We start from the raw sequence: 25247 nt of genomic DNA, 5'->3' as shown, positions 1-25247 counted from the left end.
ACGCGACGTGGAATGGGAAGTAGTCATCGGGCTGGAAGTACACGTACAACTCTCCACCCAATCAAAAATTTTCTCCGGCGCGAGCACCGCCTTTGGCGCCGAACCCAATACTCAGGCCTGCGCAATCGACCTGGCCATGCCAGGCACCTTGCCGGTCCCCAATGAAGAGGCCTTCCGCTATGCGGTCATGTTCGGTCTCGCCATGAATGCGGAAATCGGCAAGCGCTCGGTGTTTGAACGCAAAAACTATTTCTACCCGGACCTGCCCAAAGGTTACCAGACCACGCAGCTGGAAAAGCCCATTGTAGGCGCTGGTGAAATCGAGATTCACCTGGAAGATGGCAGCAGCAAGACCGTGCGCCTGCACCACGCACACCTGGAAGAAGACGCAGGCAAGTCCCTGCATGAAGCTATTTTTGAATCTGGCCACGGGATGTCCGGCATCGACCTGAACCGCGCTGGCACCCCGCTGATTGAAATCGTCTCCGAACCGGATATGCGCAGTGCTGCAGAAGCGGTGGCTTACCTGAAGAAGATCCACGGTATCGTTACCTGCCTGGGTATTTCCGACGGCGACATGTCCCAGGGCTCCCTGCGGTGTGATGCCAACGTCTCCGTGCGCCTCAAGGGAGAGGAAACACTGGGCACCCGTACAGAGATCAAGAACCTCAACTCCTTCCGCTTTATCGAAAAAGCGATCAAGGTAGAGGCCCAACGCCAGATCGACCTGATTGAAGACGGCGGCAAGGTGGTACAGGAAACCCGCCTGTACGATTCCGATAAAAACGAAACACGCTCCATGCGCAGCAAGGAAGTGGCGAATGATTACCGCTACTTCCCCTGCCCCGATCTGCTGCCGGTGGTTATTTCCGATGAATATATCGAGCAGATCCGAAGCGAGTTACCGGAGCTGCCGGACGCCAAGTGTGCCCGCTTCGAAAAGGACTATGGCCTATCTGCCTACGACGCAGACCAGCTGTCTCAGGATCGCGGCACTGCGGAATACTTTGAACAGGTAGCGGCCAAATCCGGCGAGGCCAAGCTGGCCGCCAACTGGATGATGGGTGAGCTGGCGGCGCTGCTGAACCGCGATGACAAGTCCATTGGCAATTCGCCGGTGTCTGCGGAGCAACTGGCAGGCCTGATCGAACGCATTAAAGACAACACCATTTCCAGCAAAATCGCCAAGCAGGTATTTGAGGCGATGGCCAATGGTGAAGGCGATGCGGATACCGTGATTGAAGCCAAGGGCCTGAAGCAGGTTTCCGACACCGGTGCCATCGAGAAGCTGGTGGACGAGGTAATCGCTGCTGCCGGGGCCCAAGTGGAAAATTACCGCAATGCGGATCCTGACAAACGCCCCAAAATGATGGGATTCTTTGTTGGTCAGATCATGAAGGCTTCCAAAGGGCAGGCGAATCCGCAGATGATCAATCAGATTCTGAAGCAGAAATTGGACGCGCTTTTGTAAGTGCTTCAGCGCTTCAAGCTACCGGGCCCACTTCAAGCAGGCCCGGTGGCGGCCAAGTACCGGGTGAGGCTTTTCGAAACCGAACTAGGCGTCCCCTTGGGAATACATCCCTGTTTGCGACGCTTTCGAAAAGCTTCACCCGGCACCCGGCCTTCACTTCACGTAACGCACTTCGCACAAGTACGTAAAACAAACACGCTGAACCCTGGAGCGAAGGCGCTGTTGCCGGGATTTGTTTGCGAAACCTTCACCGCCATGGATGGCGGTGCAGAGCCCCCAGGGATGGGTTGAGGGGGGGCGCCTAGCTCGTGTCTCGCAAACAAATACCGGCAGCAGCGCCGCCACCAAATACACCAAGCTCGGTCGGACGTGGCACCGGCACCAAAGCAAGAACAGACTACAGAAGGAATAAACAAGTGAGCCTGAAAAAAGACAAACAAAAAGTCCTCGGCGAAGTATTTGACGACGCACGTATCGCTGAATTCCTGGTAGGTGAGGCGCCGGAAGGATTCAATCGCGATTTCTACCTGCTGGAGCGGGCGTACCGCGGTATGAAAGCAGAAAATTTTGCAACCTTCGTGCGTCTGTTCAAGGAACAGGGACTGGACCTGAACAGCCAGAGCCCGGAGGGCCAGACATTACTGGCGCGCATCGGGGAACATACACAGGGTACCGAGTACGCAGATATCCTGCGCGCAGCAGGAGCGGAATAACACCATGACCTCCAACCCGGCACACGGCGTACACGCACTGATCCGGGGGGCGCAGCTGCTTACCCGGAAAGAGCTGCGCCCATTCATCATTTTCCCCCTGCTCATCAACCTGGTGCTGTTTGTCGCACTGGGCATAATGATGGTCAGCCAATTCGACGATCTCGGCCGCTATATCGGCAGCCTCCTTTCCGACACCCCGGTCGACACCTCCAACATGTCCTGGTGGCGGGCGATCCTCGCCAAGGGGGCAGACTGGGCGGCAAGCATGTTCCAGTGGCTTGCCTGGCTTATCGCCATCGCCGTAGTCGTGCTTTTTTTTATGGTGTACGGCTACCTGTTCGGCATCATCACCAACATCATCGCCGCGCCGTTCAATGGGTTGCTCGCCGAGAAAGTCGAAGAGCTGCTTACCGGCCACCCACCGCCCCCGGAAGCCCTGCACAGTATGGTATTTCGGACCCTCGGGCGCGAACTGCGCAAATTGTTGTACTTTATTGGCTGGGGCATCGTAATTTTTATCATCGCCCTGCTCACCAGCTGGACCGTATTCATCCCCGCCATACTCACCGCCCTGTGGGGTGCCTGGTGCATGGCGGTGCAGTATGTGGATTATCCGCTCGATAACCACCAGCGCTCCTTCAGTGAACTGAAACGCGTACTGATGCGCAAGAAATTCACCACTCTCGGATTCGGTGGCAGCGTGATGCTGGCAAAGATGGTGCCCGTCCTGAATATCTTCGTCATGCCAGCAGCGGTGGCCGGCGGAACCGCATTGTGGGTTGAGAGAATCTGGGCGGAAGGCGATCCGGGGAAAGGGCCGAATAGCGGACAATCGAGCGAACTCGATGGCGCACCACCTGCACCCGAGAGCCTGCCAAGCCCCCCCGCAAAAAAATGGCCGAAAGGGATCAGCGGCCCCGACAAAAAATAACGTGGTATTCCATTGTTACCACAACCTCAAGGTCTCGCCGTGATTGTCTAGTCTTAACCACAGACGAGTCTTCCGGCGAGGCAGTGAGGTATATGAAAATTGACTGGAGTGAAATCCGATTCGAGGGCAATAAGACCTATCGCAAGGGAGTGTATCCCACACGGATTGCTCCCCTGTATTCGGACAAAAAGGACTACAACAACAAAATCCGCAAACTGCGCCACGCTATCGATAAGCGACAGCGGATGATGTATGCCTACGACCGCTACAGCCTACTTACCATTTTTCAGGCACTGGATGCCGCAGGCAAAGACGGCACCATTCGCGCCGTCTTCAACGGCGTCAATCCTCACGGTGTCGAAATTACCTCCTTCAAGCATCCCAGCGAGACCGAGCTGGAGCACAATTTCCTCTGGCGCACCGCCGTCGCCATGCCCCGCCGCGGCAATATCGGGGTATTTAATCGCTCGTACTACGAAGAAGTCCTGGTGTGCCGGGTGCACCCTGAGCTGGTGACGGAATACCAGAAAATTCCCGGCGAACAGACCCGCGACCTGGACGCCTTATTCGCCGGGCGCTTCGAGGCTATCCGAGCCGCCGAACGCTATACGGTGGACAACGGCACACTGCTGCTGAAGTTTTTTCTGAATCTGTCCCGCGACGAGCAACGCAAACGCTTTCTTGCACGTATTGATGAAACGGACAAGAACTGGAAGTTTTCAGAAGCGGACGTGAAAGAGCGGACGTTCTGGGATGACTATCAGCGCGTGTTTGAAGACATGATCAACGAGACCGCAGCGCCCCATGCACCCTGGCTCGTGGTACCGGCTGACGACAAGAAGAATATGCGCCTGATCGTCGCCTGTGCGGTGCTGGAGGCGCTGGAAGGGATGGATATGTGCTACCCGAAAGTCTCAAAAGCGCGACACAAGGAACTGCTCAAGTACCGCAAATTGCTCCTGAATGACTAGCGCAAGTTGCGCAGGTCGCAGAAAGAAAAACGGCCCCCGGAGTCTCCGGAGGCCGTAAGAAGTTACCGGCGCGGGCGACCACCGCCTCGACGACCACCACCGCGATTTCCACCGCGATCACGATCCCCTCGATCACCGCTGCTGTACTTCACTTCCACTTTTGGCGGCGCTACCAGCAGCGTTTCAGGCGGTACTTCACACTTCAGTTTGTTGCCCAGCAAGGCCTCAATGGGCTCCAGACGCATCGCGTCATCTTCACAGGCAAAACTGATGGAGGTACCGCTCTTGCCCGCTCGGCCGGTACGGCCAATGCGGTGCACGTAATCTTCCGGCTCTTCCGGCAGGGTGTAATTCACCACATGGCTGATGCCGTCGATATGAATACCGCGACCCGCCACATCGGTGGCAACCAACACTTTCGATTTGCCGGTCTTGAAATCTTCCAGGGTGCGCACGCGCTTGTTCTGCGCGACCTCACCGGACAGTAGTCCGGCATTAATGCCATGGGCCAGCAGGTGCTCGTGCAGGCGGCGACACTGGTCGCGGCGGTTGGCGAACACAATCAGGCTTTCCACATCGTCCTGTTGCACGATGTTGTACAACAGCGGGTATTTTTCCTCGCCCGAAACCAGATAAACATGCTGAGTGACGGTGTCAGTGGCAACGCGCTCCGGCTCGATTTCCACGATGACCGGCTCTGCGGTCCACTGCTCCACCAGATCGTCTACTTCCGGGGTAAAGGTGGCGGAGAAAAACATCGTCTGGCGGTGGGTCTTGCGCGGCGTCTGGCGCACGATACGGCGCACCTGAGGGATAAAGCCCATATCCAGCATGCGATCGGCCTCGTCAATCACCAGGAATTCCACCTGATCCAGGAAACAGTCGCGGTTGCTGACGAAGTCCAGCAGACGACCCGGTGTGGCGACAAGAATGTCCACCAGACGCTCGTTCAGGGCTTTCTGCTGTTTCTGGTAATCCATACCGCCGACCAGGGTGTGAATCTCCAGATCGGTGTATTTGCACAGGTTTTTGGCGTCGTCGGCGATCTGCATCACCAGCTCGCGGGTGGGCGCGATGATCAGGGCGCGGGCCTCACCGGCGTACCGCTCGCCGTCAAACGGGTGCTTGAGCAGGTCGTCGATCACGGTAATCAGGAAGGCGGCCGTCTTGCCAGTACCGGTCTGGGCCTTGCCCACCAGATCGTGGCCGTTGAGTGTGTGCGGGAGCGATTGACCCTGGATGGGCGACGCGTACTGGAAACCCAGGTCGGCAATAGCGTGCATCAGTGGCAGGGGCAGGTCCAGATCGTGGAAGCGCACCTTGCCTTCCTGCTCCGGCACCGCAAATTCATCCAGAGACCACGGCGTCTGTGCCTGCGGCTTGCGAACACTGTTATCGCTTCTTCCGCTATCCCCCTTGCCACTACGGCGCCGGTTGCGCTGGCGACCGCTGCCGGATTTTGCCTCGTTACCGCTGTGGGGCGCTGCGGCCTTGTCGGCGCCGGAGCTGGTGGCTTTATGCCCTTCCGGGGCACTTTGTGGCTTGTCAGTCGAACGACGGAAAAACTTACCTATCAACGGATTGCTCGCTAAAGTGTTCGCAGACTCGCCGGGAGCGAACCTGGACGCCGCCACGCCCTTTGCGGGGCTTGCCGTGGCCGGCATGGGTTAAATAATCGGCGAGTATATCATCTATACGCCAACAGAGAGGTATAGGCATTTTCCGCCGTCCAACCCAAGTATATTCCGCCCCAGCCCTCGCTCAGCCCTCGCTCAGCCCTCGCTCAGCCCGCGTTTGCGCGCGATCCAGTAGTCCAGGCTCACATAGCGGCCGCCGCCGCAAAACAGCAATACCAGTAACATCACGAAGTAAGTGGCCGCAAACTCAATACCGTTTTTCAACACAGTAAAGCTGCCAGCCTCCGTCAGCCATGCGTAATCGCCATGTGCCTTCAACAGTTCCACCGCCTTATCCCTGCGCACTATGGCTTCGGCAATCAGGTCCTTGCGCCACTCCCAGGGCATAGTGAGCGTTTGCTCCGGCAGCGCATGCCAGCCGTACTGCCAGTGGGCAGTGACAGCGGCTACCGCCATTACAACCATCAGAGGAATCGCTGCTACCCTCACCCCCAGCCCGATTACCAGGGCGATGCCGCCGAGAAACTCGGTAAGTGCTGTCAGCCACGCCATCAGTACCGGCGCCGGCAATCCGAGCCCCCAGTCCGGATTGCCAAACCAGGCAGCCACATCGTCGATGTGGCCGAGCTTATTCCAACCGGCAAGGATGAAAATGGGGCCGACAAAAAGACGCAATGCCAGCGGACCGAGACCATCCAGGGGCCGCAGCAGATTGAGAAAACTCCGGTAAATACGATTGAACCCGCTGTTTGTGCCATCCATAATTCGCCCCGCTTAATGCCGCCGTATTTACTGGTCGAGTTTGCCGCCGGATTCTTACAGTCCATCCCGCCGGGCTCCGCCCGAGTTTAGCCACCCGTGTAGTCACCCCCATGCCAACATTCTACAAACGCGCAACTGCCACCGAGCTGCGACACCTGGCCAGCCTTGGCGGGCCACTGGTTGTCAGCAATCTCGCGGTGGTAAGCATGGGGGTTACCGATACCATCGTGGCCGGGCAGTCCGGGGAGATTGATCTTGCGGGTCTGGCCCTCGGCTCCAGTATCTGGGCCGTATGCGCGGTTACCCTGATCGGCATGCTGGCTGCAGTATCACCGGTGGTGGCAAACCTGCGTGGCGCCCGCGATGAACAGGGTTGCGCCCGGCAGATGAGCCAGTCGGTTTGGATTGCGCTGATCGGAGGCCTGCTGGTCGCCGCGGCGCTGCTGGCGTCGCCACTGTGGAGCCAGTGGATCCAGGCCGAAGAACCGGTGCGCAAAGTGATGGTGCAGTATCTACTGGCACTGTCCACTGGCACCCTGCCGTTCGCTTTTGGCAGCGCCCTGCGCGGTTATTGTGAAGGCATGGCACGGGTGCGGCCGGTGATGCGTATTTACCTGGCGGCAGCAGCGCTCAATATCCCGCTGGATATCCTGTTTGTCTTCGGCTGGGGACCCATTCCCGCCATGGGTGGCGCTGGCTGTGGCTGGGCCACCAGCCTGGTGTGCTGGACGATCGCCATCGCCCTCTACTGGCATGCGCGCCACGACCACACCTACCGCGCACTCCAGCTGAAACTGATGCCACCTCGCCCCCACTGGCCAACCCTGCGTCACCTGCTTGCGGTGGGCATGCCCATCTGTATCGGCGCCGCCAGCGAGGTTACTTTTTTTGCCGCCCTGACCCTGCTACTGGCGTCTTACGGCGCCACCATCGTCGCCGCCCACCAGATCGGCCTCAGTATCGGCTCCATTTTCTATCTGGTGGCGTTGGCGCTGGCGCAGGCGGTGAGTATCCGCACCGCACAGGTACTCGGGCAGGGACGGCCGAAGCGCGCGCGCTTTGCCAGTGTCGTCGGCGTCAGCAGCGGTCTGGTGTATGCCCTGTGTACCGGTCTGGTGCTGATCAGCCTGCGCAATGTGTTGGTACTTGCTTACACCAGCAATCCCGACATCATTGCCGTCGCCAGCAACCTGCTGCTGCTCGCCGCCGCTTTTCAGCTGGTGGACGTCACCCAGGCCATGGCGGCGGGCGCACTGCGGGGCTACCGCGACACCCGCGTGCCCATGTTCCTGCAACTGTTTTCCTACTGGGTCGTCGGGCTCGCCTGCGCCTGGTGGATAGGAGAAAATTTCTGGGGTGTCTACGGCTATTGGGTCGGAATCTGTATCGGCCTCGGCACCGCGTCAGTATTGCTGCTGCTGCGACTGCGGCACACCAGTCGCAAACGGGTCCCGCGCGCCTGACACTTTTCCCCGGTTACGGATTCGCCAAGTATCGCGCATTTGTCGGGGAACCTATTGGCTATACTCGCGCTCTCAGCAAGCCTGACGTCGTATTTATTTCCGCATTACGGAGCTTTTCATGCACTGTCGCGCTTTGAGCCTGTCGTTACTCATTGCCTTTGCCGCCCACGCTGCCACCCTGTCCGCAGAGGAGTCTGACGAGCAGGGCGAACCGGTAGAACTTTCTGCGGCACCGCAAACCGAAGCCCCCCAAAGCGATGCCCCCCAGCAGGCGCAACGACAGGAGAGTAGCACCCCGCCCGACAGTGCAGAAAAACCGGCCATACCCCAGGCCAAGAGCATCGAACTGGACAAACCGGTCAGCGAAGAGGAACTCGCCGCACCTCCCAAATCCGAGGTACCCAGATCCGAAGTAGCAGGGGACACCGGCAAGGACACCAGTGCGGCGCCCACTGCCGCTACGCAAGCTAACCCGGAAGCAGAGCCACAAGCCCCGGAAGGTCGACCGCTGCAGTTGCTCGGTGCAGAAGTACCGCCGGCGACCGCAACACGACTTCCCTGGTCCCCGAGCCAGCACTTTGAGGGCGTCTACAGCACCACACCGGTGCTGGTGGTAAACGGCGCAGAGCCGGGCCCTACCCTGTGTCTTACCGCCGCCATTCACGGAGACGAGCTGAACGGCATCGAGTCCGTGCGCCGGGTGATGTACAACCTCGATCCGAAATCCCTCAAAGGGGCGGTGATCGGCGTACCTATTGTCAATCTGCAGGGGTTCCACCGCGGCTCCCGCTATCTGACCGACCGCCGCGATCTCAACCGGCACTTCCCCGGGGACAAGCACGGCTCCTCCGCCTCCCGCATCGCGCGCTCGTTTTTTGACGAAGTGGTGATGCACTGCAATGCCATCGTCGACCTGCACACCGGCTCTTTCTACCGCACCAACCTGCCGCAGCTGCGGGGCGACCTCAAGGACCCGAAAGTGGTGAAACTCACCAAAGGTTTCGGCTCCACCGTGGTACTGCACAGTGAAGGCGCCAAGGGCACCCTGCGCCATGCCGCGGTCAAGGCCGGTATTCCGACCGTGACACTGGAAGCCGGCGCGCCCATGGTGCTGGACGAATTGTCCGTGAGCCACAGCGTGAAAGGCATCCGCACGCTGCTCAACCAGCTGGGCATGGTGAACAAATTCCGCCTGTGGGGCGACCCCGAGCCGGTGTACTACAACTCCACCTGGCAGCGCGCCACCACCGGCGGGATTATTTTCAGCAAGGTAACCCTCGGCCAGACCGTGAGCAAAGGCGAGCTGCTGGGCACGGTGACCAACCCCATCACCAACGTGCGCAAGGAGATCCGCTCCCAGTACAACGGCCGTATCCTGGGTATGGCGATGAACCAGGTCGTACAACCGGGATTCGCGGCCTATCACATAGGTATTCAGGCACCGGAAGAACAGATCAGCCCTCCGGAAGAAGTCACCGCGGAACCGGCGTCTGAAGAAACCGCACCGGTTGCGGAAAAGAGCGCGGCAACCAAAGCCGTCGCAGAGCCAGAAACCGGTACACCGGATGCGTCCGCTGAGGAATCAAAAACGACGGTGGACCCCGATGAAGAAAGTGAAGAGGACTGATACACAGCACAGCAGGAAAGGTCGCTGAGCCCAGAGTTTTTCGAAGAGGTACTGCCCCCGATAGCGGCACCCCAACCGGCTCGGCTTAAGGGTTCAGTTCATAAGGGGTACGCCCGGCTACAGCGTCCCGCCACTCACCCGGTCAATTATCGGCGTGGAATCAAAATGCAATGGCTCCGGCTGCAAGGTGATGTGGTCGATACCAAACCGCCGCACCAACAACTGCCGCAAGCGCTCCAGCACCTTCGGCCAGGCCGCGAGATCGTCCACGACTATATGGGCGGACAGCAAAATGGTGCTGCTATCCTGGCGCCAGATATGCAGATCATGCACGGAGCGCACACCACTCTCCTCAGCCATGGCCTCCCCCACCGATGGCAGACTCAGTTCCCGCGGTACCCGGGCCATCAGCACATCCACCGCATCCCGCAACAATGTCAGACTGGAAAACAGAATCAGCAGGCAAATCAGCAGTGACAACAGCGGATCAATGGGTGTCCAGCCGGTGAAATAAATCACTGCACCCGCTGTCAGTGCGGCAACCGACCCCAACAGGTCTCCGATCACATGCAACAGGGCGCCGCGAATATTCAGGGTCTGCTCACCGCGATGCAGCACCCAGGCTACCGCGATATTGACCAACATGCCGATGGCAGCGATCACCATCACCACACCGCCCTGCACCGGCTGCGGGTCCCGCAGGCGCCCAACCGCGGCAACCGCAATGCCGATTACGATCAACAGCATAAAGACTGCGTTTACGGTCGCGGCGAGCACTTCCGCACGCCCCCAGCCAAACGACATCTCGCGACTGGCCGGCCTCTTCGCCACCAGCGCCGCCACCGCACCGAGACCAAGGGAAAAGGAATCCGTCACCATATGCCCGGCATCCCCGAGCAGCGCCAGGGAGCCGGAAAGCCAGCCGCCGATGGCCTCCACCACCGCAAATGCGAGGGTGATGACGAGGCCCCAGACCAGAGGCTTGAGGTGGTTGTCACCGTGATGGTGGTGGGTGTGATCGTGCATGGGTTCCCTCCCGCAATAAACACGCGTCCGCAGACAAGCTCCTACAAGGAAGCGCTGGCATATCGCCCCAGGGTAATACGCTCCCGCCCGGCGTAATCGAGGCGAGTTTCCACGTCACTATAACCGCAACCGGTGAAGATCCGGCGCACGGCCGCGCCCTGGTCCCAGCCGTGCTCCACCGCCAGTAGCCCCCCGGCAACAAGATGCTCGCCGGCTATTTCGGCAATCCGGCGGATATCCGCCAATCCCGCGTCCTCCGCTACCAGTGCCGACAGCGGTTCGAAGCGCACATCGCCTTCCTGCAGATGGGGGTCCCGGGGGTCGATATAGGGCGGGTTGCTGATAATGACATCGAAGGTGCGTCCGGTTAGCGCATCGAACCAGTCACTCTCCAGCACCTCTACATGGGAAAAACCCAGCAGCTGGCGATTTTCCTCTGCCAGTGCCACCGCTGCAGGCATTTTATCTACCGCGACAATCTGCCAGCGTGGCTTTTCACTGGCAAGCGCCAGGGCAATGGCACCGGTGCCTGTGCCGAGATCCAGAACACGAAGCTGCTGCTGCGGGCAGAGTGCCAGTACCGTCTCCACCAATACTTCCGTGTCCGGGCGCGGGATCAAGGTGGACGGGTTTACTTTGAGGGGGAGCGACCAGAACTCGCGGCTGCCAGTGAGGTGGGCAACCGGTTCGCCGGCGATGCGACGCTGAATCAGCGTGTCCAGCTGTTCCTGCTGCGCACTGTCCAGCTCGTATTCCGGCCAGGTGTAAAGCCAGGCACGGCTTTTACCCAGCAGGTGGCAAAGCAGCACTTCCAAATCCAGCCGCGGGCTGTCGCTGTGTTCCAGCTGCACCGCCCGCCGCAGATTTTCCTTCACCGTGGCCATGGCGGTCAGCTTTGCCCCAGTGCGGCCAACTGGTCTGCCTGATACTCGGTGCGCAACGGGTCGATCACTTCGTCCAGAGCCCCGTGCATCACCTCGTCCAGCTTGTAGAGCGTAAGCCCGATACGGTGATCGGTTACGCGCCCCTGGGGAAAGTTGTAGGTGCGGATGCGCTCGGAACGATCACCGCTGCCCACCAGATTTCTACGCGCATCGGAAATCTCCTGCGCAGCGGCGGATTCCTGGGCGCTGTTCAGCTTGGCCTGCAACAGCGCCATGGCCTTGGCGCGGTTCTTGTGCTGGGAGCGCTCATCCTGGCACTCAACCACGATACCCGTAGGGATGTGCGTCAGCCGCACCGCAGAATCGGTCTTGTTGACGTGCTGGCCACCGGCACCGGATGCGCGATAAGTATCAACGCGCAGATCGGCCTTGCTGATCTCGATCGCATCCCGCTCGTCCGGCTCCGGCATCACCGCCACGGTACAGGCAGAGGTGTGAATACGTCCCTGGGATTCCGTTTCCGGCACCCGCTGTACCCGGTGAGCACCGGACTCGAATTTGAGTTTTGCATAGACATCTTCACCGGCCACGCGGGTGATGATCTCCTTGTAACCGCCGTGTTCACCGGGGTTCTCACTGATCACCTCGATGCGCCATCCCTGCTTCTCGCCATAGCGGGAATACATGCGAAACAGGTCGCCAGAAAAAATAGCGGCTTCGTCACCCCCGGTACCCGCGCGGATTTCCAGATACACATTCTTGCGATCGTTCGGATCCCGGGGCAACAGCAGGGTCTGCAGCTCGGCTTCCAGCGGTTCCAACTGGGTTTCGGCCTCGCGCAGCTCCTCCTGAGCCATCTCGCGCATGTCCGCGTCACTCTCATTGAGCATTTCGCGTGCGGTAGCCATGTCGTCCTGCAGGGTTTTGTAGCGGCCGTAACATTTGACCACTTCTTCCAGTTCGGAATACTCCCGCGACAGGTCGCGGAACTTGTCCTGATCGCTGATGATCTCCGCATCACCTAACAGCGCGGAGACCTCCTCGTGGCGCTCTACCAGATTGTCGAGTTTCTGCTGTACCGAAGCTTTCATTACTTGAGTTTCTTTTTCTCCGGCGCGCCGGCCGTTACGTCGGTGTCGGGGCCGGCATCTTCCGCTGCCAGGCCAATAATTTCCCGCGCGATGCGTAGCCGCTCCAGATCGCCATCGGCGGTAGCCTGGCGCAATGCCACGGTGGGCGCGTGGATCAGTTTGTTGGTCAGGGAACGTGCCATCTGCTCCAGTAACTGCTCTGGATCACCCCCCGAACGCAGCTGGATCAGGGCTTTTTCCAGCTCATCCTTGCTGATTGACTGTGCCTGCTGGCGGTAACTGCGAATGGAGTCAACCGACTGCAGGCTGCGCTGCTCGCGCATAAAACCCTGCGCGGCACGATCGACAATTTCATCCGCGGCTTCCGCGGCTTTTTCCCGCAGGCGTTTACCTTCATCAATCACGCCGCGGAGATCGTCGACGGTATACAAGTAGACGTCATCAAGCTTGCCCACCTGCGCTTCGATATCCCGCGGCACGGCAATATCCACCATGAACATGGGGCGGTGTCGGCGCTGTTTGAGCGCAGTTTCCACCGCACCCTTGCCGAGAATCGGCAGCTGACTGGCGGTGGAGCTGATCACGATATCCGCCCGCGACAGGTATTCGGGAATGTCCGCGAGCAGGATAGGCTCGGCATTGAAGTTTTCCGCCAGAGACTGGGCCCGCTGCAGAGTGCGGTTGGCAACAATCAACTGCTTAACCCCCTTGTCCAGCAAATGGCGGGCCACCAGCTCGATGGTTTCACCGGCGCCAATCAGCAACGCGGTCTGTTGACCAAGATCGGTAAAGATCCGCGACGCCAGGGACACCGCGGCAAACGCCACCGATACCGGATTCTCGCCAATGGCGGTCTCGGTACGCACCTTCTTTGCCACCGAAAACACCTGCTGGAATACATTGTGCAGCGTAGAACCCACACTGCCAGACTCCCGCGCCACCGCATAGGCAGACTTCATCTGCCCGAGGATCTGGGGCTCGCCAAGGACCAGCGAGTCCAGCCCGCAGGCCACCCGCATCATGTGGCGCACCGCGGTTTCATCGGTGTATTGATAGTGGCAACCGGCCAGCTGCTCCAACGGAACGCTGTGGTATTCAGACACCCAGCGAAGGACCGATTCTGCGGTGGAATCGGCGTAGATTTCGGTTCGGTTACAGGTAGAAAGAATGGCCAATTCCTGGCACCCGAGTGCCTCCCTGGCTTCCGCCAGGGCACTGGGCATCACTTCCGGGGCAAACGCCACCCGCTCGCGCACGGCGACCGGTGCGCTGTCGTGATTGATTCCCAGAGCGAGGATTGGCATAGATTCCCGTCGTCTTGTCAGGGCGCCACACTGCACCCCCGGTGAAAAGGCCGCACATTGTCCGGGGCAGCCGCGCGCCATGCAAGAGGCAGAGCACTATCCAATTGATAGCCAGAAACTCTTACAGGGAAAGCGCCAATACAAACCCGCAATAGATTTGATACCCAATGGGTCTCTCGGCAATTTAAGCGCAGCGGTTTAAATAAATGCTGACTTTGCCGCTGAAACTTGTACGCAGGCAACGAGGGAGGATTTCAGAACTAGAATTATATGGCGATAACCCGGAAAAATACGCCATCTCGCGCCTTTCCACCGGGGACCACGGAAGCTCCGAAAGCCCGCGCGGCACGACTGCTGCAGGCCACCGGATTCCACTCCCACAACTGGCGCGCACGTACGGACACGTTTCTATGCTGCTTTTCTTTGCACCCATCATCTCACTCGCACTCACCTCCCGCGTGACCCGCAAGGCCAGCAAACCGCGACCAGTGCGTCACGGCAAGCGACCCGAGCGCCTACTGGCCGCGGCGATTTCCGCAGCCGTCCTCTGCGCCTGCAGCCAGCAGCCGCGCCTGGGAGTAGACCAGTCCGAACTGGAAGTTGCCCAGACGACCTATCAAGGGCAAGCGGCAGGTCAGGAGCAAGCTGCAAGCGAAGAGGACGCGAAATTACAACCGGATACCGCAAAAGAGAAAGCCCGACCATTCCCTATTGATACCTTCTATACCCTGCTGGTGGCGGAAGTCGCCGGAAACCGGGAACAGTACGATCTGGCGCTGGCCAACTACTATTTTCAGGCGGAGCAAACCAAAGATGCCGGCGTCGCAGCCCGCGCCACCCGTATCGCCCGCTTTCTGAATGCCCGCCGCGCAGCCCTGCGCTCGGCGCAACTATGGGTGGAACTGGAGCCGGACAACCCGGATGCTCAGCTCGCCGCCACCGCGGAACTGACCCTGGCCGGAGAACTGGACAAGGCTCTGAAGCACGCCGAACTGGCCCTGGACATGGGCGCCGATGCCCCCCTGCAGTCCGTTGCTGCTACCGCCGTCGATAGCGAAGAACTGGCAACAAAGGTGCTGCCGGAATTCCGTCGCCTGTCACAAAAACACCCGCATAATCCGGAAGTGACCCTGGCGCTGGCCATGGTTCTGCGCGCCAACAACAATCACGAGGAGGCGCTGCGGCTGACCAAACAGGTCCAGGAGCAGGATCCGAGCCTGCTGGATGCCCCTCTGCTGCAGTCCCACATATTGATCGATATGGGACGGGAACAGGAAGCGCGCCAGCTGCTGGAAAACCTGGTCGCCCTCTACCCGAAAGAGAGCCGCCTGCGCCTGCAGTACGCGCGCCTGTTGATTCGCGACGACCTGGAGCTGGCTCAGCAACAGTTCAAGGAACTGGTAAAACAGAACCCGAGCGATGGCAATCTGATGCTGTCCCTCGCACTGATCCAGTACGAAACCAAACAATTTGACGACGCCAAGAGGTTACTGGAAGCCCTGCTGGAAAAGGAGGAGCACGAGTCTGCCGCGCACTTTTACCTCGCCGGGATTGCCGAGCAGAGCGGCGACCTGCAGCAGGCGGTCACCCATTACCGCATGGTGCGACCGGGCAGCGACTACGTCCCGGCCATCACCCGCGGCACCACCTTACTGGTTGCCAACGGCGACCTGGAAGAGGCGCAGAGCTGGTTTGACGAACTGCGCCAGCGCCATCCGGGCCAGAAGGAACAGTTCTACCTGCTGCAATCCGAACTGCTCACCAAATACGAGTCCCCGCAGGAAGCCCAGCGCCTGCTGTCCGATGCCGTGAAAGCCAACGAGGACAGCAACCGACTGATTTACGCCTACGCAATGATCAGTGAACAACTGGGCGATATAGAAAATTTTGAACTGTGTTTACGCAAGCTGTTGTCTCGTGATCCGGATAATGCGAACCTGCTTAATACCCTGGGTTACAAGCTGCTGTCCTATGACGACCGCCTCGACGAGGCACTGGTACTCATCACCAAGGCGCTGGAGCAAAGCCCGGACGATCCGGCAATCATCGACAGTATGGGTTGGGCCCAACACCGCTTGGGCAACCACAGCGTGGCAGTGGAATACCTGCAAAAAGCGATGAGCATGCTCAAGGACCACGAGATTGCTGCCCACCTTGGGGAAGCCCTGTGGGCACTGGGGGATCGCCAGCAGGCCATGCAGGTTTGGGAACAGGGGCTGCAAATAAACCCGGAAAGCAAATTGATTCCTGAAGCCATGCAACGGCTGCAGGACCAAAAAAGACTGGAACAGCATGTTACGGAAAGCTAAAGCTGATATTTTCACCCCTTTGATCTCTGCAACTTTTTTCGCAACCTGTCGCACCCAGCTGCGGCGCGCGCCGCAATTACTGCTGGCAATACTTTTGCTGGCAATCGCCGCGTGTAGCTCGCAAAAACCACAACCAACGCCACCAACCACACAGAACAGCGGAGCCCAATCAGCAGCATCCCTGCAACGCTGGGAAGCAATGGGCAAGCTGGGTGTGCGCTCTCCCAAGGAAAATGGCAGCGCCAATCTCACCTGGCAACAGGCCAACAGCAATTACCGTATTCATCTGAGCGGCCCTCTCGGTGCCGGCGCAACCATAATCAGTGGCTCGCCCGGCGGTGTCAGCTTGCAGCGTGGCAGCGAACCGGCGGTATTCGCCTCCAATCCTGCACAACTCACCGAACAGATCATGGGCTGGCCGCTGCCGGTAACAGAAATGTTTTACTGGGTGCGGGGCCTCGCAGCACCCGGCGCCGTCAGTGGCCAGCAGAAAAATACCCAGGGGCAACTGCAAAGCCTGCAGCAATCTGGCTGGCAACTTAATTTCAGTGGTTATCAAGCGGTGGGGCCCTATCAACTGCCCACAAAAATCAAAGCCGCCACCAATCAGGCGGCAGGTCCGGTCAGTGTCACCGTAGTTATAAAGGAGTGGCTGCCCAGGTAAGACGGAATCAGCAATTATCGCCACTGACTGTATGAGCGCACCGGCGGCTGCTAACATGGCCGCCAACGCACTACCGCCCCAACACCTCCGCACATGAACACCCAGCCCCTGATACTCACCGCGCCCGCCAAATTGAATTTGATGCTGCGTATCCTCGGCCGCCGCGCAGATGGTTACCACGAGCTGCAAACCATTTTTCAACTATTGGATTACGGCGACACACTGACTTTCCGCGCAAACACCAGCGGTGAAATCCAGCTGGACTGTCCCGGTGTCGACCTACCCGCACAAGACAACCTCATTTTTCGCGCAGCCTGCCTGTTGCGACAGCAAGCGGGAAAACCGGCACTGGGCGCAACAATCTCGGTAAGCAAGGTCCTCCCCGCCGGCGGTGGCATCGGCGGCGGCAGCAGCGATGCCGCTACGACCCTGCTCGGCCTGAACCATCTATGGCAGTGTGATTTTGACCTGGACACGCTGGCGGAGCTGGGACGACAACTGGGTGCGGATGTGCCGGTGTTTGTACGCGGGCACTCGGCCTTTGCCGAAGGCGTGGGAGAAAAACTGACCCCGATTCCGACGCCACCACGCTGGTACCTGGTGGTAAAACCGGACTGCCACATAAGTACCGCAGCACTATTTTCCGATTCCCGTTTGACAAGAGATTCTGCCGCAATTACATTAGCGGCCCTTCGCGACAGGCGGCTGGATACACACTGGCCAGGCGAATACGCCGGCAACGATTTCCAGCCCCTGGTAGAAAACCTCTACCCTGAAGTACGCAAGGCCAGAGAGTGGCTTTCGCAGTTCGGGACGGCACAACTGACAGGAACCGGCGCATGTGTTTTTGCCGGCTTCGAGCCTGAAGCCAGCGCACGAAACGCACTGGAACAGTTGCCGGAAAATCTGGCAGGTTTTGTTGCTAAAGGAGTCAATGAATCTCCTGCACACAAGCAACTCGCGAAATTTGCAGCAACAGTCTAGTTAGACGAGCTGCACATTGCTGGGGTGTAGCCAAGCGGTAAGGCAGCGGGTTTTGATCCCGTCATGCGAAGGTTCGAATCCTTCCACCCCAGCCATTCCTATTTCTTAGTTACAGCCCAACTCACCCGGACTGTAAGCGGAGTCCCGTCTATACGGGGATTTGGCAACTACCACCACCAACCAGCACTTGCACTAATGGTCGCCCAATGAAACGGCATCACACTATCCTGCAAGCAGTTCCCGCTCCGCAAACCTCTTCAATTTCACTACTATCATCTACTCCCAACGAAAAAGGTACTCGCAGTGGCTGACTTAATGGTCTTTACCGGCAACGCTAACCCGGAACTGGCACAAAAAATCGTGGACCATATGGCGATACCCCTGGGGGAAGCAGTAGTAAAACGCTTTTCGGACGGCGAGATCGCGGTGGAAATCACCGACAACGTGCGCGGCCGCGATGTATTCGTAGTGCAGTCCACCTGCCAGCCCACCAACCGCAACCTGATGGAACTGATACTGCTGGTTGACGCCCTGCGCCGCGCTTCAGCGGGCCGCATTACCGCGGTGGTGCCCTACTTCGGCTACGCGCGCCAGGATCGCCGGGTTCGCTCCCAGCGGGTGCCGATTTCCGCCAAAGTCGTGGCCGACATGATGGTGAGCGTGGGGATTGACCGGGTTCTGACCGTTGACCTGCACGCCGAGCAGATCCAGGGCTTCTTCGATGTCCCGGTAGACAACGTGTACGGCTCTTCCGTGCTGCTGGACGATATCGAGCGCCAGAATTACCAGGACCTGGTAGTAGTGTCACCGGATATCGGCGGTGTCGTACGTGCACGGGCCGTTGCCAAGAGCCTGGATTGCGACCTGGCAATCATCGACAAACGTCGCCCTGCAGCCAACGTCGCCGAAGTGATGAACATCATCGGCGAGATCAACGGCCGCACCTGCCTACTCGTCGACGACATGGTGGACACCGCCGGCACCTTGTGTAACGCCGCCAACGCACTGAAAGAGCACGGCGCCAAAAAAGTGGTGGCCTACTGCACCCACCCGGTACTTTCCGGCAAAGCCATCGAAAACCTGAACAACTCGGTTCTGGATGAACTCGTGGTCACCGACTCCATCCCCCTGGGTGACAAAATGGAAAAGACCCCCAAGATCCGTCAGCTGACCCTTTCCGCCATGCTGGCCGAATCTGTGCGCCGCATCAGTAACGAGGAATCCCTGTCGGCAATGTTCCGATAAGAGCCCCCTCTCCGTACGAGCCTGCCAGCAGGCTCGCACAATTCGCGACTGCCGGCTTCCAAGCACAAATACGCTGGCAATCCCGCCCACTTCCCCTTAGAATACGCGCCCGCCCGGCACTGCCGGGCGTTTACTATTGGGCGTATGTATTCGATAGAATCCCAAAAATCGCCCTATTTTTAGCAATCCCAGAGGGTTCCGGTCGCAGGTCCTTCTGGACAGACAACCCGAGGTTTACCCCATGTCTGAATTCAAACTGAATGCCAGCGTCCGCAGCGACGAAGGGAAAGGTGCGAGCCGCCGCCTGCGTCGCCTGGAAGCAAAAGTTCCGGCCATCATCTACGGTGGCGAAGCTGAGCCGCAAGCGATCTCCCTGCTGCAGAAAGATATGTTCAAGGCCCTGGAGAACGAAGCAGTTTACTCCTCCGTTCTGACCCTGAGCGTAGACGGCAAAGAAGAATCTGTGATCCTGCGCGATCTGCAGCGTCATCCGGCCAAGGCCATCCTGCTGCACGCTGACTTCCAGCGCGTTTCTGCCGACACCAAAGTACACGTGAAAGTACCGCTGCACTTCCTGAACGAAGACAAGTGCAAAGGCGTTAAAGCTGGCGGCATCGTTTCTCACACCCTGACCGAGCTGGACATCAACGCACCGGCTTCCAAACTGCCTGAGTTCATCGAAGTTGATCTGGCAGATCTGGAACTGGACGGCAACATCCACATTTCCGACATCAAACTGCCGGCGGGTGTTGAATCTGTAGCTCTGTCCCACGGCGAAGACCACGACCTGCTTGTTGCGTCTGTACACAAGCCGCGCGGTGCTATCGAAGCTGAAACCGCTGAAGGCGAAGAGTCCGGCGAAGAGTAAGCCGGTACCCGTTCAGGTACCCTTTATAGAAGGTAAGTCACCTTGAGCAAGGCTCCGGAAACGCCCATCCAGTTGATTGTGGGCCTGGGTAACCCAGGCCCCGAATACGACCGGACGCGACACAATGCCGGGGCCGACTTTGTCTCCGAGCTGGCCCGTATACACGGCACCCAGCTTGTGCCAGACAGCAAATACCACGGTCTTTCTGGCCGTGTGCGGATCGGCGGGCAGGATATCCGCCTGCTGATCCCCACTACCTATATGAATCGCAGCGGCCAGGCAGTGGGCCCGCTGGCGAACTTCTTCAAGATTCCCGCCGAAGCCATTCTGGTCGCTCACGATGAGCTGGACCTGCCCTGCGGAACTGCGCGCCTGAAAAAAGGCGGCGGCCACGGGGGGCACAATGGCCTGCGCGACATTATTGCCGCGCTCGGCAACAATCGCGATTTCATGCGCCTGCGCCTCGGCGTCGGCCACCCGGGCAACGCCCGCGACGTGGTGAATTATGTCCTGCAGCGCGCCCCGCGTGTGGAGCAGGACCAGCTGGCCGAATCGATCGATCGCGCCATCGACGTGCTGCCCGGCGCCGCTAGCGGCGACTGGAACTCAGCCATGAAAACGCTTCACACCAACTCCAAAGCAAACGCAAAATAAGGTGAATGCAGCACAGATTCTGCAACACCAGCAACAGGATTCAGACCATGGGTTTTACTTGCGGCATCGTCGGCCTGCCCAACGTGGGCAAATCCACCCTCTTCAATGCCCTGACCAAAGCGGGCATCGACGCGGAAAACTTCCCCTTCTGCACCATTGAGCCCAACGCCGGCGTGGTACCGGTACCGGACCTCCGCCTCGACAAGCTGGCAGAAATCGTCAAGCCGCAGAAAGTCATCCCAACCACCATGGAATTTACCGATATCGCCGGCCTGGTCGCCGGTGCCTCCAAAGGTGAAGGCCTGGGTAACAAATTTCTCGCCAACATTCGCGAGACCGACGCCATCGCTCATGTTGTGCGCTGCTTTGAAGATGACAATGTCATCCACGTCGCCAACAAGGTACACCCGGTAGCGGACATTGAAGTAATCAATACCGAACTGGCACTGGCGGACCTGGACACCGTAGAAAAAGCACTGCAGCGCTACAGCCGCGCCGCCAAGGGCCAGGACAAGCACGCGATCAAAATGAAGGCCCTGCTGGAAAAGATCCAGCCGCACCTGGACGAAGCCAAGCCGCTGCGATCCTTCGGCCTGAATGATGAAGAACTGGCCAGCCTGAAAGAGCTGAGCCTGCTCACCATCAAGCCCACCATGTACATCGCCAACGTGGACGAAGATGGCTTCGAGAACAACCCGCACCTGGACGCCGTAGCCGCCATTGCGGCGGAAGAAAATGCCGTACTGGTCCCCATCTGCAACAAGCTGGAAGCGGAAATCGCCGAACTCGACGACGATGAAAAGCAGGAATTCCTGGAAGGACTGGGCATGGAAGAGCCGGGCCTGAACCGGGTAATCCGCGCCGGTTACCAGTTGCTGGGCCTGCACACCTACTTCACCGCCGGCGTCAAAGAAGTTCGCGCTTGGACCATCCCCCTCGGCGCTACTGCGCCGCAGGCAGCGGGCAAGATCCACACGGATTTCGAAAAAGGCTTTATCCGTGCAGAAGTGGTCGGCTACAACGATTTTGTCGCTCACAAGGGCGAGGCTGGCGCCAAGGAAGCGGGCAAATGGCGCCTGGAAGGGAAGGAATACGTGGTCGCTGATGGCGACGTGGTGCATTTCCGCTTCAACGTCTAACCCCTCCCTTCTACGGTAGCAATCCCTGCCCCCTCCTCCGGTTCTCCACCACGAGCACCGGAGGAACACTCCCCGAAGCCACCTGCCGTGGCGATCGCAACCGCAACAATGCGTGAAAGACCATGTATCAATCCAACTGGAGAGTCGGCCTGCCCCTGGCCCTGACCACGGCGTTTTTGTGGGCCCTGCTGCCTATCGCCATGAAGGGCCTGATTGCTGACCTGGACTCCACCACCGTCACCTGGTATCGATTTTTCGGCGCCGCCCTGTGCGCCGGCACTTATTACGGCTGGCGGCGACAGCTCGAGCTTGGCAAGCTACTGAGCGGCAAACTGCTGCCCTTTACCGTGATCGCCGTTGTTGGCCTGCTGGGAAACTATATTGCCTACGCCACCGCGCTCAATCACATTACTGCGGGGGCACTACAGGTACTGATCCAGCTGGCGCCACTCCTCCTGCTGATCTTCAGCGTGCTCTGGCTGGGAGAAAGTTTTTCTGCCCGCCAGTGGATGGGGGTCGCGCTGGTGTGTATCGGCCTGCCGCTGTTTTTCAACCTGCGCCTGCAGGAATTGCTGAAAGGGGCCGACAAAGCCTACCTGTACGGTGTCGGGCTGGCGGTGGTCGCCGCAGTGACCTGGGCAATATATGGCGTCTTCCAGAAAAAGATTGTGGCCGTGTCGCGCCCGCAAAACCTTCTGGTAATGATCTACCTGGGGGGAACCCTGTGTTTTCTCCCGGTCGCGCGACCTGCTGCGGCCCTGGAGCTGGATGCTCTGGGCTGGGCACTACTGGTATTTCTGACCGCCAACACGCTGATCGCCTATAGCGCCTTTGCCAAGGCCATGGCCGCCTGGGAAGCCTCCAGAGTAAGCGCCACCCTGGCGCTTGTTCCCCTGATGACCCTGGCGCTGAGCGCACTCATAGGCGCCCTCTGGCCAGAATATATCGAAGTGGAGCCGCTGAACTGGATCAGCTGGCTTGGCGCGATAACCGTCGCCCTGGGTTCTTTGCTGGCGGCGATCGGCCGCGGGCGCTGAGCCCCACTCCAATTTCAGATAGCGCGCTAAGCTACTGATTAATTTAGTAAAAAGGGTGTTGACACGCCCATCCCATACCCCTATTATTCGCGCCCTCGGTTAGCCGAGTTTGTTTGTGGCAAGGTAGCTCAGCTGGTTAGAGCGCAGCACTCATAATGCTGAGGTCGGGAGTTCAAGTCTCCCCCTTGCTACCACTTTCCCTCTACGAGAAAGCTCTCGTAGCACTTTTACTGGGGTGTAGCCAAGCGGTAAGGCAGCGGGTTTTGATCCCGTCATGCGAAGGTTCGAATCCTTCCACCCCAGCCATATTTTCAGATTGGCAGTGAGTTTGACGAAGGCAATGCACACTGACGGGTTCGAGCCGAAGCTGGCGTAGCCAGCAGAGACCAGCGAGCCGCAGGCGAAGCTAATCCTTCCACCCCAGCCATATTTAAAAGGGCGATTCCTTGCGGGATCGCCCTTTTTACTTTCACACCTGACGCTTTCGAATTATCGAGAACTAAGAACCCGAAGCGAGCTGATTTGCGGCATAGCGCCCCGAAGCCATTTCCGCGTTACCACGCGCCCTGCGCAACCCCAGTAGCCTCAGTGCCTCGAACCCGCCCAAACAGAGAACTACCGCCAGCATTGCCAAGGCACTGCCGTAAACCCCCAGGGTTTCCCGCTCGGATACACAGGTCCACACAAACTGCACCACGCAAAGTAGCGCCACCACTACAAGTGTCGGCTTTCGCCCGATCAACGACACCACAAATACCCCCAGTGGTGCCCCCAAAGCCACTACCGGCGCAGCAGCAAGCCAGTTCGCCAGCACCCCGGGCTGCCAGTCACCTGCGAGACTTTTTACAGCTACACCCACCACAGACGAGAACGCCATAATGACCACAGAAGTGGGAATCGCCACCTTAAGATCCACCCTACTGAGGAGGACCAGGGCCGCATAAATCACCATATCGATGCCGACACCGGTGACCGAAACTGCGAGAAAGCCGGACACCGCGCCAAGCAGTAATCCGATTCGGAAATCCCTGGGGCAGCGGGGGTCACCGGCATGATCGTGGCCGGTAATTTCCTGCAGACGGTAAAGATGCAATATGCCGAAACTACCCCAGATCACCGCGAAGGCCAGCTTGACCCAAAGCTCCGGCACCAGAGGCGCGAAAAACAAGATGCCCAGAGGTGTCGCTAACAGGCTGCCGAGCAACGCCCCGCGCAGCATCGACCATGCCAGCGTTTGGCGTCGACAAAGAATAAAGAGGCTGGCACTGACCATACCAATGGACTGCACCGCAAAACTGAAGTCCCGTCCGAGACTGGCAGGCATATCGAAAAGCAACACCAATACAGGGAAACCCACAGTGCCGCCGCCCATAGGCGTAGACCCTGCCGCATAACTCCCGATGGCCATGGAAAGCGCCATGGGCCAATGCTGAACGACTACAGGCCAGAGATCCTGCGCAATTACCCACAACGCCCACAGGGTATAAAACAACCCCAGAAAAACAAACCAGGCCGAGTAACGCTTAAGGAACATAATGAGAGGGATAGTTAAGAGGGGGGACTAACGGGGCCCCTAAAACAAGGCCCCGAGAGCACCGGCTTGAAATTGCCGGTCAGGCAAGAATCAGACGCCAGCGGCCATTTTCGCCAGACGGGAGAACTGGTGCATGGAACCCAGCTGCGCGTACAGCGGCGGCAGGAAGCCACGCTTGCGGAAATCCGCAAAATCTTCTTCGCTCAGCTCGCCCAGCTTCTTCTCATCCACCATATAGATACCGGTCAGATTGATCTTCTCACCACCGGCATTGACGGCAACATTTTGCGTGGTCAGCAGATCTTTCTCGGCCAGGATGGTGATAAACGCCTTGGTCATCTGGTCACTTTCCAGGTAGCCGACCAGAGATTCTTTCTTGGCCTTCAGGTATTCAGATTCTTCACCGGCTTCGGTAAACAGAGGGTTACCCTCTTCTTCGCCGACTACCGGGCTATTCTCGATCAGGCCAACCATCAGGCGGTCCTTGTTCTCGCCCGCGGGGGCCAGAACGAAAGGATGGTTGCGAACGGCGCCAGGAACAAAAACGCCGTTCCATTTTTCGCCATCGACGAACAGGTTTTCGCCTACTTTCAAGCTCAACAGAGCAACAGACTGAAACTGATCGGTTTCTGAGTTCTTGACGAAAACAATTGGGTATTCAGCACCCAGACGGGCGAATTCGTGAGCAGTCACCGGCACCATGTGTGCATTTTTTACGTGCTCAAAGGTCCCCAATTCACGAACCTTCAACTTGCCGTGAACGTCACTGCGCAGAGGGACGATTTTCGGGGCTTCTACAGTGGCCATACAACACCTTATTGATTTGAAGTTATTCTAAAAAACCCGCTTAGTATATTTTTCATACTTGAAAAGGGAAGCAGAACGTTACACCACTGGGCAATAAGATTCCACAAATTCATGGGCTACAGCAGC

22 protein-coding genes and 3 tRNA genes are annotated in these 25247 nt (G+C 58.7%); 17 read left to right on the top strand and 8 right to left on the bottom strand.

The features are described from left to right. Positions 1-7: 7 nt before the first annotated feature. The 4 genes from gatB to PVT68_RS17040 all read left to right on the top strand — a co-directional run bounded on the left by gatB (position 8) and on the right by PVT68_RS17040 (position 4086). A complete protein-coding gene (gene gatB, locus PVT68_RS17055) occupies positions 8-1471 on the top strand; it encodes an Asp-tRNA(Asn)/Glu-tRNA(Gln) amidotransferase subunit GatB (RefSeq protein WP_280320206.1) in 1464 nt (487 codons plus the stop codon). A gap of 416 nt (positions 1472-1887) precedes the next feature. After that, a complete protein-coding gene (locus tag PVT68_RS17050) occupies positions 1888-2184 on the top strand; it encodes a PA4642 family protein (RefSeq protein ID WP_280320204.1) in 297 nt (98 codons plus the stop codon). Positions 2185-2188: 4 nt separating this feature from the next. Further along, positions 2189-3115, top strand: a complete 927-nt coding sequence (gene cysZ / locus PVT68_RS17045) for a sulfate transporter CysZ (RefSeq protein WP_280320202.1) — start codon at positions 2189-2191, stop codon at positions 3113-3115. A 92-nt stretch (positions 3116-3207) separates the two neighbouring features. Then, positions 3208-4086, top strand: coding sequence for a PPK2 family polyphosphate kinase (locus tag PVT68_RS17040; protein WP_280320199.1), 879 nt, complete (start codon positions 3208-3210; stop codon positions 4084-4086). A gap of 62 nt (positions 4087-4148) precedes the next feature. On the opposite strand, the gene rhlB is transcribed toward PVT68_RS17040, so the two are convergent. Then, the gene (gene rhlB / locus PVT68_RS17035; protein ID WP_280320198.1) at positions 4149-5663 is read right to left on the bottom strand and encodes an ATP-dependent RNA helicase RhlB; all 1515 of its coding nucleotides are present in this window, start codon (positions 5661-5663) and stop codon (positions 4149-4151) included. A 195-nt stretch (positions 5664-5858) separates the two neighbouring features. Beyond that, positions 5859-6485, bottom strand: coding sequence for an HvfX family Cu-binding RiPP maturation protein (locus tag PVT68_RS17030; RefSeq protein ID WP_280320196.1), 627 nt, complete (start codon positions 6483-6485; stop codon positions 5859-5861). A 110-nt stretch (positions 6486-6595) separates the two neighbouring features. On the opposite strand from PVT68_RS17030, the gene PVT68_RS17025 reads away from it, so the two are divergent. After that, positions 6596-7948 carry an MATE family efflux transporter gene (locus PVT68_RS17025; RefSeq protein ID WP_280320195.1) on the top strand — a complete coding sequence of 451 codons (1353 nt, stop codon included), beginning with the start codon at positions 6596-6598 and terminating at the stop codon, positions 7946-7948. A gap of 118 nt (positions 7949-8066) precedes the next feature. Further along, a complete protein-coding gene (locus PVT68_RS17020; protein WP_280320193.1) occupies positions 8067-9575 on the top strand; it encodes a succinylglutamate desuccinylase/aspartoacylase domain-containing protein in 1509 nt (502 codons plus the stop codon). A gap of 117 nt (positions 9576-9692) precedes the next feature. Here PVT68_RS17020 and PVT68_RS17015 read toward each other — a convergent pair whose 3' ends face one another. From PVT68_RS17015 to hemA, 4 genes are read right to left on the bottom strand one after another with little or no spacing between them, the layout of a single operon-like run. Then, positions 9693-10601 (bottom strand): cation diffusion facilitator family transporter, encoded by a 909-nt coding sequence (locus tag PVT68_RS17015; protein WP_280320191.1) that lies wholly within the window; start codon positions 10599-10601, stop codon positions 9693-9695. 41 nt (positions 10602-10642) lie between these two features. After that, positions 10643-11485, bottom strand: coding sequence for a peptide chain release factor N(5)-glutamine methyltransferase (prmC, locus tag PVT68_RS17010; RefSeq protein ID WP_280320189.1), 843 nt, complete (start codon positions 11483-11485; stop codon positions 10643-10645). 5 nt (positions 11486-11490) lie between these two features. Beyond that, entirely contained in the window at positions 11491-12576 is a 1086-nt protein-coding gene (prfA, locus tag PVT68_RS17005; RefSeq protein ID WP_280320187.1) for a peptide chain release factor 1, read from the bottom strand. Continuing rightward, positions 12576-13880: a glutamyl-tRNA reductase gene (hemA, locus tag PVT68_RS17000; protein ID WP_280320185.1), complete on the bottom strand. Its 1305-nt coding sequence runs from the start codon at positions 13878-13880 to the stop codon at positions 12576-12578. The genes prfA and hemA overlap by 1 nt, the downstream gene beginning before the upstream one ends. 410 nt (positions 13881-14290) lie before the next feature. On the opposite strand from hemA, the gene PVT68_RS16995 reads away from it, so the two are divergent. The 11 genes from PVT68_RS16995 to PVT68_RS16945 all read left to right on the top strand — a co-directional run bounded on the left by PVT68_RS16995 (position 14291) and on the right by PVT68_RS16945 (position 23086). Continuing rightward, the gene (locus tag PVT68_RS16995; protein WP_280320183.1) at positions 14291-16189 is read left to right on the top strand and encodes a tetratricopeptide repeat protein; all 1899 of its coding nucleotides are present in this window, start codon (positions 14291-14293) and stop codon (positions 16187-16189) included. Beyond that, positions 16173-16853, top strand: a complete 681-nt coding sequence (gene lolB, locus PVT68_RS16990) for a lipoprotein insertase outer membrane protein LolB (RefSeq protein ID WP_280320181.1) — start codon at positions 16173-16175, stop codon at positions 16851-16853. The genes PVT68_RS16995 and lolB overlap by 17 nt, the downstream gene beginning before the upstream one ends. Before the next feature lie 93 nt (positions 16854-16946). Beyond that, positions 16947-17837 carry a 4-(cytidine 5'-diphospho)-2-C-methyl-D-erythritol kinase gene (ispE, locus tag PVT68_RS16985; RefSeq protein ID WP_280320179.1) on the top strand — a complete coding sequence of 297 codons (891 nt, stop codon included), beginning with the start codon at positions 16947-16949 and terminating at the stop codon, positions 17835-17837. Positions 17838-17857: 20 nt separating this feature from the next. Then, positions 17858-17932, top strand: a tRNA-Gln gene (locus PVT68_RS16980). A gap of 220 nt (positions 17933-18152) precedes the next feature. Next, positions 18153-19082, top strand: a complete 930-nt coding sequence (locus PVT68_RS16975; protein ID WP_280322550.1) for a ribose-phosphate pyrophosphokinase — start codon at positions 18153-18155, stop codon at positions 19080-19082. Between the two features lie 241 nt (positions 19083-19323). Next, the gene (locus PVT68_RS16970; RefSeq protein WP_280320177.1) at positions 19324-19950 is read left to right on the top strand and encodes a 50S ribosomal protein L25/general stress protein Ctc; all 627 of its coding nucleotides are present in this window, start codon (positions 19324-19326) and stop codon (positions 19948-19950) included. A 42-nt stretch (positions 19951-19992) separates the two neighbouring features. Continuing rightward, entirely contained in the window at positions 19993-20604 is a 612-nt protein-coding gene (gene pth, locus PVT68_RS16965; protein ID WP_280320174.1) for an aminoacyl-tRNA hydrolase, read from the top strand. A 47-nt stretch (positions 20605-20651) separates the two neighbouring features. Next, on the top strand, positions 20652-21743 hold the full coding sequence (gene ychF / locus PVT68_RS16960) for a redox-regulated ATPase YchF (RefSeq protein ID WP_280320172.1): 1092 nt from the start codon (positions 20652-20654) through the stop codon (positions 21741-21743). Positions 21744-21865: 122 nt separating this feature from the next. After that, positions 21866-22780: a DMT family transporter gene (locus PVT68_RS16955; protein ID WP_280320170.1), complete on the top strand. Its 915-nt coding sequence runs from the start codon at positions 21866-21868 to the stop codon at positions 22778-22780. Positions 22781-22897: 117 nt separating this feature from the next. Then, a tRNA-Met gene (locus PVT68_RS16950) sits at positions 22898-22974 on the top strand. A 37-nt stretch (positions 22975-23011) separates the two neighbouring features. Beyond that, positions 23012-23086 (top strand) — tRNA-Gln (locus tag PVT68_RS16945). A gap of 193 nt (positions 23087-23279) precedes the next feature. Here the strand turns inward: PVT68_RS16945 and PVT68_RS16940 are convergent. Next, complete coding sequence (locus PVT68_RS16940; protein ID WP_280320168.1) at positions 23280-24200, bottom strand: sulfite exporter TauE/SafE family protein; 921 nt, start codon at positions 24198-24200, stop codon at positions 23280-23282. A gap of 204 nt (positions 24201-24404) precedes the next feature. Beyond that, entirely contained in the window at positions 24405-25121 is a 717-nt protein-coding gene (locus tag PVT68_RS16935; RefSeq protein ID WP_280320166.1) for a SapC family protein, read from the bottom strand. Positions 25122-25247 lie beyond the last annotated feature (126 nt).

It is taken from the genome of Microbulbifer bruguierae (assembly GCF_029869925.1).
Classification (GTDB): Bacteria; Pseudomonadota; Gammaproteobacteria; order Pseudomonadales; family Cellvibrionaceae; genus Microbulbifer; species Microbulbifer bruguierae.
The sequence above is the reverse complement of the archived record's forward strand: the minus strand, read 5'-3'. Positions and strand labels throughout refer to the sequence as shown.

Bases quoted from the DNA above. Each gene is read 5' to 3' on its own strand.
- prfA (WP_280320187.1), bottom strand. From the start codon at position 12,576: ATGAAAGCTTCGGTACAGCAGAAACTCGACAATCTGGTAGAGCGCCAC.
- prmC (WP_280320189.1), bottom strand. From the start codon at position 11,485: ATGGCCACGGTGAAGGAAAATCTGCGGCGGGCGGTGCAGCTGGAACAC.
- PVT68_RS17020 (WP_280320193.1), top strand. From the start codon at position 8,067: ATGCACTGTCGCGCTTTGAGCCTGTCGTTACTCATTGCCTTTGCCGCC.
- PVT68_RS16995 (WP_280320183.1), top strand. From the start codon at position 14,291: ATGCTGCTTTTCTTTGCACCCATCATCTCACTCGCACTCACCTCCCGC.
- PVT68_RS16935 (WP_280320166.1), bottom strand. From the start codon at position 25,121: ATGGCCACTGTAGAAGCCCCGAAAATCGTCCCTCTGCGCAGTGACGTT.
- ispE (WP_280320179.1), top strand. From the start codon at position 16,947: ATGAACACCCAGCCCCTGATACTCACCGCGCCCGCCAAATTGAATTTG.
- PVT68_RS16955 (WP_280320170.1), top strand. From the start codon at position 21,866: ATGTATCAATCCAACTGGAGAGTCGGCCTGCCCCTGGCCCTGACCACG.
- cysZ (WP_280320202.1), top strand. From the start codon at position 2,189: ATGACCTCCAACCCGGCACACGGCGTACACGCACTGATCCGGGGGGCG.
- PVT68_RS16940 (WP_280320168.1), bottom strand. From the start codon at position 24,200: ATGGCGCTTTCCATGGCCATCGGGAGTTATGCGGCAGGGTCTACGCCT.
- PVT68_RS16970 (WP_280320177.1), top strand. From the start codon at position 19,324: ATGTCTGAATTCAAACTGAATGCCAGCGTCCGCAGCGACGAAGGGAAA.
- PVT68_RS17040 (WP_280320199.1), top strand. From the start codon at position 3,208: ATGAAAATTGACTGGAGTGAAATCCGATTCGAGGGCAATAAGACCTAT.
- PVT68_RS17030 (WP_280320196.1), bottom strand. From the start codon at position 6,485: ATGGATGGCACAAACAGCGGGTTCAATCGTATTTACCGGAGTTTTCTC.
- lolB (WP_280320181.1), top strand. From the start codon at position 16,173: ATGTTACGGAAAGCTAAAGCTGATATTTTCACCCCTTTGATCTCTGCA.
- PVT68_RS17025 (WP_280320195.1), top strand. From the start codon at position 6,596: ATGCCAACATTCTACAAACGCGCAACTGCCACCGAGCTGCGACACCTG.
- hemA (WP_280320185.1), bottom strand. From the start codon at position 13,880: ATGCCAATCCTCGCTCTGGGAATCAATCACGACAGCGCACCGGTCGCC.
- PVT68_RS16975 (WP_280322550.1), top strand. From the start codon at position 18,153: ATGGTCTTTACCGGCAACGCTAACCCGGAACTGGCACAAAAAATCGTG.
- PVT68_RS17015 (WP_280320191.1), bottom strand. From the start codon at position 10,601: ATGCACGATCACACCCACCACCATCACGGTGACAACCACCTCAAGCCT.
- ychF (WP_280320172.1), top strand. From the start codon at position 20,652: ATGGGTTTTACTTGCGGCATCGTCGGCCTGCCCAACGTGGGCAAATCC.